Raw genomic sequence first — 12,238 nt, 5'->3', positions numbered from 1 at the left:
CGCCCGCCGCCACCGCCCGTTTGCGCCCCCGCTTCGAGCGTCTCGACCTCACCCTGCCGCCAACGGCGTCGGCCGGTCAGATGCTGTCGAACGTCGGTTGAAGGAATTTCGCAGGGGCGACTACGTACCCGGCAGCCGACAAGTGAAGATAATCGGGGTGAATTGTCGCGCTTCCCGGTCGATGTAGGTGGCCTGGAGCACCGGCCAGCCGGCATCGTTCACGTTGCCGTTCACTTGAACAAGGTAACTGGGATCAAAGCCGCTGACGGCTGCGGAGGAGAAGATCTGGCGAATGGTCGACCGGTATGAGGCCCCTGGGTTCAGCGATACAGTGAAGCCTTGGTTGACGCTCGTGGCATCCGTCGACACAACAGTGAACGTCACGTCCTGCAGTACCGTCGACTGATTCGTTACACGAATCCAGTCTTGCGCACCGCCTCGCCGTAAATCCACCGTCGCCAGGCACGGCGCATCACCACGGAGCCGCAACACCAGATGCAGCGTGCTTTCCTTCTGGATGTTGTAGTCACTCAGCGTCCGCCCGTCTTCCAGTTGGAGACCGGCAAAAATCAGGCGCTGCTGATCGGGCGGAATGCCTTCCTTGTCCTGAATCTTTGCCTTGACGTTCTCGATGCTGTCGCTGGGCTCAACGTCGAGCGTGATGGTCGTCCCCGTCAGCGTCTTCACGAAAATCTGCATCGCGGACGCGGTTGACGAGACGAAGCAAAGCGCCGCTGCCATAACCAGGGCGCTCCATGCGCTACTCCTGCGATGATGTGTGTTCATGATGAGCCTCAGTGCCGGAAGGTATCGGTCGTTCCTCAAGGATAGTCGCTCACTGCGCCATACCCCCTTTTCTCACGCCGCATCCAGGCGACCTCGAACGCCCCGAAGGGTCCGCACCGGACAGATGGCCCGATTCCGGAGAGTGCCGAGTAATCGCTGGCAGCTCCCATAACCCCCGTTTATCAGCGCATCCATCCAAACGATTGGACGCGCTGGCCCGATATCTCCGAGCATGGTGACCTTACCAAGGCTGCGTTCCCAGCCTTCGCCACCATCGGAGTGTCCCGTGTCGTCACCGAAGATCGAGGAATACAACGCCCCCGCCGCCGGCTGGGGTGCGCTGAAGAACGTCGCCGTCCACCTGCTGAAGGAGCGCATCCCCGGCAAGGGCGCGCGGACCCTGCTGGCCCAGAACCAGCCCGACGGCTTCGATTGTCCGGGTTGCGCTTGGCCTGATCGCGAGCACACGTCGACCTTCGAGTTCTGCGAAAACGGGGTCAAGGCCGTCGCCGCTGAAACCACCGCGAAGCGCGTGACGCCCGAGTTTTTCGCGCGGCATACGGTCGCCGAACTGCTGCAGCAGTCGGATTACGAACTGGAAGGCCATGGCCGGCTGACCCATCCGATGGCCTACGATGCGGCGACCGACACCTACCAGCCGATTGCCTGGGACGACGCCTTCGCGCTGATCGCACGGCATCTGCACGCGCTGGACGATCCGAATCGTGCGGCCTTCTACACCTCCGGCCGCGCCAGCAACGAGGCCGCCTTCCTGTATCAGCTGTTCGTGCGCCGCTTCGGCACGAATAATTTCCCGGACTGCTCGAACATGTGCCACGAGCCGACCAGCGTCGGCCTGCCGGAAACGGTCGGGGTCGGCAAGGGCACGGTGACGCTGGAGGATTTCGACCAGGCCGACACGCTAATCCTGTTCGGGCAGAACCCGGCGACCAATCACCCGCGCATGCTCGGCGAGCTGCGCGCCGCGGCCAAGCGCGGCGCGACGATCGTGTCGGTGAACCCGCTGCGCGAGCGCGGCCTGGAGCGCTTCGCGAGTCCGCAGCACATGCTCGACATGCTGTCGCCCAAGGGTGTGACGATCAGCTCGGTGTTCATCCGCCCGACCCTGGGCGGCGATCTCGCGTTGCTGAAGGGTGTCGCGAAGCGGGTGCTGGAACTGGACGACGAGGCGGTCGCCGCGGGCGGTGCGCGCGTACTGGATGTGGACTTCATCGCCGAGCACACGGCCCATTTCGACGCCTTCGCCGCCGATCTGCGTCGTGAGAGCTGGGACGAACTGGTGACCGACTCCGGCGTCAGCCGCGACGACATCGAGCAGCTGACGCAGATCTACGTCCGCGGCAAGGCCGTGATCGCGACCTGGGGCATGGGGCTGACCCAGCACAAGCATGCGGTCGCGACGGTGCAAATGCTGACCAACCTGATGCTGATGCGCTGCAACATCGGCCGGCCCGGCGCCGGCCTGTGTCCGGTGCGCGGGCACTCGAACGTGCAGGGTGACCGCACCGTCGGCATCGACGAAAAGCCGACGCCGGAGTTTCTCGACCGGCTCGGCCAGGTGTTCGGCTTCGAGCCGCCACGGCATCACGGTTACGACGTCGTCGCGACCATCCAGGCGATGCTGGACGGCAAGGTCAAGGTGTTCGTCGGATTGGGCGGCAACTTCGTGATGGCCGCGCCCGACACGCCCCGCGTGTTCGACGCGATGCGGGCTTGCAACCTCACCGTGCACATCGCGACCAAGCTGAACCGCAGCCATCTGGTGCACGGCCGCGACGCGCTGATCCTGCCGACGCTGGGCCGCACCGAGGTCCACGGGACCGCCGCCGGTCCGCAGGGCGTCACGGTCGAGGACTCGATGAGCATGGTGCACCTGTCCTATGGCATCAATAAGCCAGCCTCGCCCGAGTGCCGGTCCGAGATCGAGATCGTCGCGGGCATGGCGCACGCGGCGCTGCCCGATTGCGGCATTCGCTGGCTCTGGTATGCGGAGGACTATGCCCGCATACGCGACGCGATCGCGCAGGTCTACGACGCATTTCACGACTTCAACGCCCGCGTCGCGAAGCCGGGCGGTTTTCATCTCGGCGTCGCCTCGCGCGAGCGCATCTGGCTGACGGCCAGCGGCAAGGCCGAGTTCAAGGTCCACGGCCTGCCCAAGGATACCGCGATCCACCGCGCGCGGGCCAAGTACGGCGACCGGATGCTGACGCTGATGACGACCCGTTCGCACGATCAGTACAACACCACCGTGTACGGTCTGGACGACCGCTACCGCGGCGTGTTCGGCCAGCGCCGCATCCTGTTCATCAGCGCGGTCGATCTGCAGCGGCTGGGCTTCAAGCCGGACGAATTCGTCGACCTGACCAGCCTGTGGGATGACGGCATCGAACGCCGCGCGGAGGGCTTCCGGCTGGTGGAATACGACATCCCGCCCGGCTGCATCGGCGGTTACTACCCGGAGACGAACCCGCTGGTGCCACTGGACAGCTACGCCGACAAGGCCCGCACGCCGACTTCGAAATCCATTCCCGTGCTGCTGGAGCGCTCCCGTGTTGCCGCATGACTCGTCTCCCGAAACCGCTGAGGACGCGCTCGACCCGGGCCTGGCCGCCATCCTCAACGTGCTCGCCGCGCACGCGATGGAAGGCACCGGCCGCGATTTGAGCCTGGCGCGTCTCGCCAAGCGCACCGGCCTGCGCCAAAGCACTCTACGACGCTATCTGACCTTGCTCGAAGAAGCCGGTGTCGTCCGGGTCACGCTGGGGGAGGACGGGAGCGGGAGTGTTTCGTTAGCGCACCATGACTCAATTGGATCAGCGCGCCGACGAACGCAGTGATCAGGATGCGGGCGGATTTGTGAATGACCTGACCGCTAAGTGACCCGCTCTAGGGCGCGTCTCCACGTTGACAGGGTCGATAGCCTTTGGCCCGCTTGTGATAGTCTGGTCATACGCTGTGTAGCCCTACGCCGTAATTTCCATCCACGACAGGGAGTTCTGCATGCCTTCGCGCTTTGCCCGTTCAGCCGGTCTATCGTTCCTTGCCGTGTGTGGCTCGATGGTGAGCCCCTTCTCCTCCGCCGTTACCCCGCCGCCGGTCGAATTGCATGACATCGATAACTGTGATGTCGGCGGCGGCAGCGCCGACATCCAGTCGGTGCAAACCCGGTATCTGCGCGATACGGACGAACTTCACGTGGAGCTGAGGCTGTGCGACTATGTCCTGCCGCAGACGGTCTATACCGTGCACCTGGATCACGCGCCGCCTTATCTCGGGGAAGCGGGCCTGAACCGAGCCACGGCCGGCTGTCGCGATCCGTCCGATACGATTGTCCAACGGCGGAAAGGTCGGCACTTCGGGCCTGGGCGTAGCCACGCTGCGGGGAATCGCGTGCGTTTCCGTATCCCGGTGAGCACCCTCGACGTCGATCCGAAAGCCCTCGGCGCCCATGTGTCGGTTTGGGTCAGCAGCGATCTGGATGGTGTCCGCGACCATGCACCGAACACCGAGCACGGCGATGGCTGCAAGCATCCGCAAAGCAAACACGAGGCGCTGGCGACCCCGCTGACGGTCTTCGGTTACATCGCGTTCGCCACGCTACCGACCTCGGAAGGTTTCGGCGATGGTTATTCCGGAGTCAACGACGCCTGCAACTTCGTGGCCCGCGAGGCCGGCTTGAAGGGCGATTTCGTTCCCTGGGTCGCCGCCAACGGCTTGTCGCCGAGCCTGATGGTCGACCCGACGAAAGGGCCATGGCAGACCCTGAACGGAACGGTGGTTGCGAACAACCTGCTGGACTTGATGACCTGCAACAAGGGGACGAGCGGAACGGACTGTCTGCGGGCGCCGCTGAACCGGGACGTGAAGGGCAATCCGCTGCCCGCCGGCACGCTGGCCTGGACCAATGTCACGACCGCCGGTGTCGCGGCCGGGCCCTCGTGCAACGACTGGACGACCATCTCGGCAGGCGTCACCGGGACGGTCGGCAAGATCGACTCTCTCGGCGCGGACTGGACCGACAGCGGCGCCGTGCCCTGCAACACGCTGGCCAGTTATTACTGTTTGCAGGTCTTGCGCTGACGCAGGGCGGCGGGAGCATTAACGCGGTGTCGCCCCGCGTCTGGCTCTTGGTGCCACTGCACCTTGCCTTATGGCGATGACATTTGTGCCGGGGCAACCTCGGCGGCCTTCGTTGCGCATTGCTGACTAGACTTCGGCCAAAGTGATTTGGCTGAGGTAGCGACCATGATTACCACGAGGCGGCTGCGGACGGGCAGATGGGAGAGCGTCGTGCAGATCGGTGGACTGGTGCCAATGACGGAGACTTTTGTGTCGGAGAGTCTGGCCCGGGAGTGGGCCAACCAGACCGATCGCGAGCTGCGCGGGTTACGGGCGAGGCTCCTGAACATTGCCCTGGGTAACCGGAGTAAGCCGATGGCCCGTAAGGACCGACCGCCACAGGATGTGGCGGCCCTGATCACTCCGGCAATCGAGCGCTTCCTCGGCGTCTACGGATGCGCCGGCGAATTGCCGCTGGCGCCGCCCACGTCGCCCAGACGTTGGCGGCGCTGACGGTACCGCGCGGATTGCATTACGGTCGGATGACGCGGAGTTTCGCACGGACCGGCGGGGCCATTGATCACAGCGTCGTCGGGCTCAGACCTCCAGCATGTTCAGCCAGACGTCGTGCAGATTGCACATGCTGAGCGCGTAGAGGGGCCCCGACGCGTAGCCCTTGAGTTCGAAGCTGGAAATGGGCGACTTGTCCTTCTGCGGGTCGAACAGGTGTTCCTGCAGGAACTGGAAGCGGCTGTCCAGCAGCACATGCTTGACGATGTAGTGCTCGCAGCCCTTCATCTCATGCGGCGTGATGACGCGGATTCCCAGGCCGCCGTCGATCTTTTCCTTCTCGATCAGCGGCAGATGGGTTTGGACTTTGGCGCTCCAGCGACCCGGTGCGTCCTTGGTGTAGTAGATGCCACCGGCCGCAGGCGACTGCGGCAATTCGGCCAGAACGGTGCTTGGCGCAATCAGGCCGGCGCCTCCGCCAATGGCGGACAAACGAATGAAACTGCGGCGATCCATGAGCTTTCCTCGAGAAGTGGACAGTGTGAACGATTGGAATTCGGTCTGCTTTGACAGGCTGATGTCGCCCGCTCGCTGAGCGTCGGCGCGATGCGGGCTTCACTGTACACCGGGGTTTCGACGGGCCGCAAGACCGACGGGAACGCTCGGGTTTGGGGCCCCGTCGTCCGCCCGTCCCTTGACTACGCGTCGTCCGACAGGCTCAAGGCGCTGCTGCGAGCTGCAGCAAGTCCATGACGTTGAGCTTGATGGCCAGCCGCACCAGTTCGATGTCGCTGCCTACGCCGAGTTTGCGCTTGATCAGGTAGTGGCAATTGCAGACCGTCTTCGGACTGATATTGAGCGTCGAGGCAATGGTCCCGGCGCCTTTCCCGTCGAGCAGCAGCATCAGGATCTCGAATTCGCGCACGGTCAGCGCGTCCAGCGCCAGTTGTTCTCCGCGCAACTGCTCAATCGCCAGCGCCTGCGCGATGTCGGCGCTCAACGCATGCCGGCCCGCCTGGACATCGCTGATCGCGCGCAGTAGAACCTCGGGCGGGCTGCTTTTGGTGACATAACCCAAGGCGCCCGCGCGGATGGCCGTGAGCACGATGCCGGGATTCTGATGCATGCTGAACACCAGAATCCTGGCTTTCGGCGCGCGCTGCTTGATGCGCGAGATCAGTTCCAGCCCACTGCTTCCCGGCAGCGAGATGTCGGTAATGACCACATCGGGGTGTTGGTCCTTGAAGAGCTGGTAGGCTGTCGCGCCATCGCCGGCTTCGGCCAGCACCCGGAGACCGGGCTGCCTGGCGAACAGCGCGCGATAGCCTTCGCGCACGATGGCATGGTCGTCGACCAGCAGGATGCCGATGGGTGCCGTGTTCACGTTGCGGATGTGGACTCGGGTTCGAGCGGCAGCTGGATCGTCACGATCAGGCCGTGCGGCTCGGCGATGCCGAGTGCCATGCGGCCATGGAGGGCGCTGACGCGCTCCCGCATGCCGAGCAAGCCGATGCCGAAAGGCTGCGGAACGCACGTCGCCAGTCCATCGTCAGCGACGATCAGGGTGGCGGTTTCCGTGCCGACAGTCAGTGCGATGCGGGCGTGGCGGGCCTCGGCGTGTTTGGCAATATTCGTCAGACATTCCTGAACCATGCGAAACAAAGCGACCGTCAAGGCGTCCGGAAGGGTCGAGCAGTCTCCGTCGATGTTCAGGTCGAAGCGGGTCCGGCGCTGGCGATTCCAGTCGGCGACCAGGCTTTCCAGCGAGGATTTCAATCCGACCTCGTCGAGTTCCGCGGGCCGCAGTCGACGCAGCAGACCGCGAATGCCGGCGAGCAGGCGTTGGGCGATATCGCCGATCCGCTGGGCTTCGTCGACCAGGTCCGGGCATCTGTCCTTTGCCCCCTGGGTGATCGATGCAGTCAACGCGTTGATGCCGGTCAGGCACTGCCCGAACTCGTCGTGGAGTTCGCGGGCCAGATCGCGTCGCTCTTCCTCCTGCAGGTTCATCAGCTTGACTGCCAGTGCCTGGCGCTCGGCAAGCAATTGCTGTTGCGCAGCGGCCAGTTGATTGACCGCTCCGGCAATACTGCGCCATTCGTTGAGTTCGAAGCATGGGAGCCTGACGGCGAGCTTGCCGTTCCGCATCGCTTCCAGCCCCGCGACGATGCGTGCCGACGGTTCCAGAGCACGGTTGACGCTCCAATACACCAGCGCGCAGACCGAAAACACCATCAGCGCCGCGAGTGTCGTCAGGCTGCTGACGTCGGCCCATGCCGCCGCCAGCTCGCGCTGGGCGCTGGGGATGACGGTCACGGTCCCGTATCGGCGGTTCCGGTAGCTGACCGGCAGTGCGACGGGTTCACCCGAGCTGAACAAGCTGCGGTAAAGCCAGGCAAAAGCGGGCGGCGACGCCGTGGTCTCCGGTTCCAGCCCGTTGCAGAATCCGCGCGGTGCGGCAGCCCCCGTAGCTCCGAAGACGATGCAGTCACCGATGCCCAAGGTGTTCGGCTGCCAGGATTGCAGGTCAGGAAAGGGGTCACGCAAGCCCAGGGTCGCTCCCCATTTGATGAGTTGCAGCTCCAACTGTTGGCGCATGGCTTCCGCCGTGGCGCGCGTATCCTGCCGCGCCTGGTGGTCGCTGCGGTAGAGAAGCAGGCCGGCGGTCGCGAGCCAACAGGCAAGCCCCATCGCGGCGATGCGATTCAACAGGTGGACTTGCAGCCTCATGACAGTGGGTGGTAGCGCCTCGGTGCAGTGTTCGCAAATCGCTCACGGCGGAGCAGCGTTGCGGTGGAATCGACCTCCGTGTTGTGAGCCATTCTAGGAATCCCAGCACGGCCTGCCCAGCGTAGGCCGCGACGGCGGGCAATTTGCCCGTGCCTTGGCGGGCAAGGATCGGCTTACACGACCGCGACCGGGTCGTAGGCTGCTCTGGCCTTGTTCAGACCTGAGGGAGACTCCATCCATGCCCGCCTTCCATTTCGACGACAGCAACATCCGCTGGAACACGCTCGAGGGATTCGAACACCTAAGTTACTCGATTCTGGATATCGACGAGCGGAACGGCATCATCGACGTCCTGTTCAAGTTCGCGGCGAACCGACAGATCGTCCTGCACCGGCACAAGGCGCTGAACCATCTGCTGGTCGTACAGGGCGAACACCGGCTCTATCATGCCGATGGCCGTCTCAAGGAGATCAGGCCGGTCGGGCGGTACACCGTGAGCCCACCCTCGGACGAGCCCCATCGCGAAGGGGGCGGAGCCGAGCAGGATGCCGTCGTGTTCTTCAGCATTCGCGGCGATGGGCTGCTGTACGAGATACTCGGCGATGATCTGCAGCCGATCGGGACCCTCGGGAAAGAGGACTTCGTCGCGCTGTACGCCGCGCAGCAGTCCGCGGCCAAATGACTACCGCGGTGCGATGGGGGTCGGTTGCGGTGTGGCCGCCTCGTTCGCCCGGGATGGGCGGCCACCGGCGGAGGCAGACACGCGCGCCGTATGAATTCAATCCGCTATCGTGCAAAGGGCAAAAGAGGCGCTGCCCGCAGAGGCTGGACTCCGTTGAAATGAAGGCGCAGTTCCTGATGTCATTCTGCTGCCCGCTGCGTCGGCATCGGGCGATTCGTGTGCGTTCGGGTTACGGTTGAGTGACGAGGCCGGCGCATGACTTCCCGGCGGCACCCGCAGGTGTTGGAATACCCCGAAATCGATTGGGAGTGTCGCCGGCATGAATTACCGCGTGAGTCTGCAGGGTCAGAGCCTGGCCTTCCGGGACCTGAAGACGCTGCTCGCCAGGGCTTCGCCGCTGCGCGCGGCGGACGAGCTGGCCGGCATCGCCGCGGAGTCGGCGGAAGAGAGGGCCTTGGCGCAGTGGGCGCTGGCGGAGGTGCCGTTGCGGCGCTTCCTCGAAGAGCCGCTGATTCCGCCCGAGCAGGACGAGGTCACGCGGCTGATCCTGGACCGGCACGATGCGGCGGCATTCGCTCCCGTTTCCGGTCTGACGGTCGGCGAGTTTCGCGACTGGCTGCTGCGCGAGACCGACGGCGAGCGACTCGCTGGGCTCGCCCTCGGACTGACGCCGGAAATGGTGGCCGCGGTTTCCAAGCTGATGCGGAACCAGGACCTGATTGCGGTCGCGCGGCGTATCCGGGTCGTGTCGCGGTTCCGGAATGCGCTCGGCTTGCCGGGCCGCCTGTCGACCCGGTTGCAGCCCAATCACCCGACCGACGACCCGCGTGGCATCGCCGCTGCGGTGCTGGACGGCTTGTTGCTCGGCGCCGGCGACGCCGTGATCGGCATCAATCCGGCCACCGACAATCTCGACAATGTCCATGCGCTGTTGAGCCTGCTGGACGAGCTGATCCAGCGGCATGCGATCCCGACCCAGTCCTGTGTGCTGTGCCACGTGACCACCAGCCTCGAGCTGATGCGGCGGGGGTCGCCGGTCGATCTGGTGTTCCAGTCGATCGCCGGTACCGAAGCGGCCAACCGCAGCTTCGGCGTCGACCTGGCGATGTTGCGGGAGGCGCACGACATGGCGCGAGAACTGCGCCGCGGGACCGTGGGCGAGCAGGTCATGTATTTCGAAACGGGGCAGGGCAGTGCACTGTCGGCCAATGCCCATCACGGTGTCGACGCGCAGACCTGCGAGACGCGGGCCTATGCCGTCGCGCGCGAGTTCGCGCCGCTGCTGGTCAACACGGTCGTCGGCTTCATCGGTCCGGAATATCTCTACGATGGCAAGCAGATCACCCGCGCCGGTCTCGAAGATCATTTCTGCGGCAAGCTGCTCGGCCTGCCGATGGGGGTCGATGTCTGCTATACCAATCACGCCGAGGCCGACCAGAACGACATGGACGATTTGCTGACACTGCTCGGCGTGGCCGGCTGCAACTACGTCATGGGCATTCCGGGTGCGGACGACGTCATGCTGGCCTACCAGAGCACCTCGTTCCACGACGCGTTGTATCTGCGCGAGGTGCTCGGGTTGCGGCCGGCGCCGGAGTTCGAGGACTGGCTGAACCGGATGGGCATCTTCAATGGCCGCAACGCGCTGGCGGGCGAAGGGCGAAACGTGCCGCTGCTGGCCGATCTGACGGGCTTGGCCGGGAGCTCGGCGTGAGCGCAGCCGCATGGGAGGCACTGCGTCGCTGCACGCAGGCCCGCATCGCCCTCGGCCGCGCCGGACATGCGTTGCCGACCGCCGCGGTGCTGGACTTTCAGCTGGCGCATGCGCGGGCGCGCGACGCCATCCATCGGTCGTGGGATATCGCGTCGTTCGCGGGTGAAGTGGCGGCGCGGGGATGGGTCCCGGTCATCGCGTCGACCCCGGTGACGAGCCGAGTCGAGTACTTGAAGCGTCCGGACCTCGGTCGACGGCTCACGGACGAGTCGGAGCAGTGTTTGCGGAGTCGTCACGACCCGGCCATCGATGTGGCGCTGATCCTGACGAACGGTCTGTCGTCCACTGCAATGGACCGTCACGGCCTGCCGCTGCTGGATGCCATCGTGGCGGCCCTGGCGGCCGAGGGCCTTGGCTGCGGTCCGATCTGCCTTGCGGAGAACGGCCGGGTGGCGTTGTCCGATCCGGTCGGTGCCGCCCTGGGGGCCCGGCTCGCGGTGATGGTCGTCGGCGAACGGCCCGGGCTCAGTGCCGACGACAGCCTGGGGATCTATCTGACTTATGCGCCCGGGCCATGCAATACCGACGCCGAGCGCAATTGCATCTCTAACGTGCGCCCGCCGGCCGGCTTGTCCTACGCGGTGGCCGCGCGGAAGCTCGCCTACCTGGCGCGCCAGGCCTTGCGCCGGCAGTTGTCGGGGGTCGGGTTGAAGGACGACGAGCCCGGGTTCGCTCTGCCGAAGCCGTGATCCGCACCCCGTGTGCCAGTTTCGTTGCCCTTGCGCCTGAGCGGCCTCTTGTGTCGCTGGACGCCTTGGGCGCTGCCGGCTACGGAGTTTGTGGTCGGCTATTGGTGAGCACGGTTAGCGTCAGTACTGGGCCCGACCGGCGTGGCCGTGGCGCCCGCCAAATAGGCATCGCGGTCGCTAAGCGCTCGCAGGGCCAGTTCGCTGACCGACCGATCGGGATCCGTGCTGAGCCGGCGGAGTCCCTCCAGCACTTCCGGATCGGCGAACTCGCGGTCTGCTGCATGCCGCCAGAGTGCATCGGCCGCGCCGACGCGAAAATCCGGCGAACCGCTTCCCACAGCTTGTTCGACCAGGGCCTGCGTGGCGAGTGCGCTCGGGTTGCCCACCAAACGCTCTATGGCGGCGCGGCGCGTGCTGTCGTCGCGGGCTGTCCTGAGGGCGTCGAGGTCCCGCTGCAAGGCCTTCTCGGCGTTTCTTTTCTCTTGTGTCGGATCGGGCGCCGCCTGCTGAAGCTGGCCTGACTCTTTGTTTGCGACCTTGGCGCTCGGAATGGATAAGCCATTGCCCGCGCGGGACACGATACGGATCGTCGCCCGCGTCTTGCCATGCTGCGGGTAGCTGACATACGAGAAGCCCTCGAGCAGCGTCTTGAGCGCGTCGTTCGTGTTCGCGCGGGTCGTCCGCGCGGTAATCCTTGACGACAGCAGCCCGAGGTCGACCACTTCGATCGTGACGGGGATCGTGCGCCGCAGTTCTTCGATGAGCTGTCCCAGGGTCGCGTCGGCCACGTTCGCCGACAACTGGCCGCGGTCATACTGCAGTGTGAGCTTGGCGGATGGGGACGACCAAGGCTGGCGCGGCTGGTCCTGGCCCCAGGCCGGCAGGGTGGTGACGAAAAGGATCACGGCAAGGCGACGAATCCGGATCATGGGGCCGCTCCGTTCCGGTGTTTAGGCGATGCGGTTCGTGGCAGGGAAGGAGGAG

General features: G+C 65.2%; 12 protein-coding genes. 7 read left to right on the top strand and 5 right to left on the bottom strand.

The window, feature by feature from the left end; genetic code table 11:
* Nucleotides 1–120: 120 nt before the first annotated feature.
* Nucleotides 121–687 (bottom strand): ubiquitin family protein, encoded by a 567-nt coding sequence (locus tag BWR02_RS21145; RefSeq protein ID WP_201276341.1) that lies wholly within the window; start codon nucleotides 685–687, stop codon nucleotides 121–123.
* Between the two features lie 331 nt (nucleotides 688–1,018).
* Between BWR02_RS21145 and BWR02_RS19975 the strand changes: the two genes are divergently transcribed.
* The 4 genes from BWR02_RS19975 to BWR02_RS19960 all read left to right on the top strand — a co-directional run bounded on the left by BWR02_RS19975 (nucleotide 1,019) and on the right by BWR02_RS19960 (nucleotide 5,382).
* A complete protein-coding gene (locus BWR02_RS19975; protein ID WP_139559671.1) occupies nucleotides 1,019–3,373 on the top strand; it encodes an FdhF/YdeP family oxidoreductase in 2,355 nt (784 codons plus the stop codon).
* Complete coding sequence (locus BWR02_RS21140; RefSeq protein ID WP_201276340.1) at nucleotides 3,360–3,647, top strand: helix-turn-helix domain-containing protein; 288 nt, start codon at nucleotides 3,360–3,362, stop codon at nucleotides 3,645–3,647. The genes BWR02_RS19975 and BWR02_RS21140 overlap by 14 nt, the downstream gene beginning before the upstream one ends.
* Before the next feature lie 163 nt (nucleotides 3,648–3,810).
* Nucleotides 3,811–4,890 carry a hypothetical protein gene (locus tag BWR02_RS19965; protein WP_139559669.1) on the top strand — a complete coding sequence of 360 codons (1,080 nt, stop codon included), beginning with the start codon at nucleotides 3,811–3,813 and terminating at the stop codon, nucleotides 4,888–4,890.
* 165 nt (nucleotides 4,891–5,055) lie between these two features.
* Nucleotides 5,056–5,382, top strand: a complete 327-nt coding sequence (locus BWR02_RS19960) for a hypothetical protein (RefSeq protein WP_162560256.1) — start codon at nucleotides 5,056–5,058, stop codon at nucleotides 5,380–5,382.
* Nucleotides 5,383–5,466: 84 nt separating this feature from the next.
* On the opposite strand, the gene BWR02_RS19955 is transcribed toward BWR02_RS19960, so the two are convergent.
* From BWR02_RS19955 to BWR02_RS19945, 3 genes are all read right to left on the bottom strand, one after another.
* Nucleotides 5,467–5,895, bottom strand: a complete 429-nt coding sequence (locus BWR02_RS19955) for a desulfoferrodoxin family protein (protein ID WP_139559667.1) — start codon at nucleotides 5,893–5,895, stop codon at nucleotides 5,467–5,469.
* A 202-nt stretch (nucleotides 5,896–6,097) separates the two neighbouring features.
* A complete protein-coding gene (locus BWR02_RS19950) occupies nucleotides 6,098–6,763 on the bottom strand; it encodes a response regulator (protein WP_139559666.1) in 666 nt (221 codons plus the stop codon).
* The gene (locus BWR02_RS19945; protein WP_139559665.1) at nucleotides 6,760–8,109 is read right to left on the bottom strand and encodes a sensor histidine kinase; all 1,350 of its coding nucleotides are present in this window, start codon (nucleotides 8,107–8,109) and stop codon (nucleotides 6,760–6,762) included. Before BWR02_RS19945 ends, BWR02_RS19950 begins: the two co-directional genes overlap by 4 nt.
* A gap of 238 nt (nucleotides 8,110–8,347) precedes the next feature.
* On the opposite strand from BWR02_RS19945, the gene BWR02_RS19940 reads away from it, so the two are divergent.
* From BWR02_RS19940 to eutC, 3 genes are all read left to right on the top strand, one after another.
* Complete coding sequence (locus BWR02_RS19940) at nucleotides 8,348–8,791, top strand: regulator (protein WP_139559664.1); 444 nt, start codon at nucleotides 8,348–8,350, stop codon at nucleotides 8,789–8,791.
* 319 nt (nucleotides 8,792–9,110) lie between these two features.
* Nucleotides 9,111–10,505, top strand: coding sequence for an ethanolamine ammonia-lyase subunit EutB (locus BWR02_RS19935; RefSeq protein WP_139559663.1), 1,395 nt, complete (start codon nucleotides 9,111–9,113; stop codon nucleotides 10,503–10,505).
* Nucleotides 10,502–11,254, top strand: a complete 753-nt coding sequence (gene eutC / locus BWR02_RS19930) for an ethanolamine ammonia-lyase subunit EutC (RefSeq protein WP_139559662.1) — start codon at nucleotides 10,502–10,504, stop codon at nucleotides 11,252–11,254. The genes BWR02_RS19935 and eutC overlap by 4 nt, the downstream gene beginning before the upstream one ends.
* Nucleotides 11,255–11,352: 98 nt before the next feature.
* Here the strand turns inward: eutC and BWR02_RS19925 are convergent, their stop codons facing one another.
* Nucleotides 11,353–12,183, bottom strand: coding sequence for a HEAT repeat domain-containing protein (locus BWR02_RS19925; protein ID WP_139559661.1), 831 nt, complete (start codon nucleotides 12,181–12,183; stop codon nucleotides 11,353–11,355).
* Between the last annotated feature and the right edge of the window lie 55 nt (nucleotides 12,184–12,238).

The sequence above is a fragment of the Methylotetracoccus oryzae genome, from assembly GCF_006175985.1.
GTDB lineage: Bacteria > Pseudomonadota > Gammaproteobacteria > Methylococcales > Methylococcaceae > Methylotetracoccus > Methylotetracoccus oryzae.
Note: the sequence above shows the minus strand (reverse complement) of the source record. Positions and strands in the feature narration are given on the sequence as shown.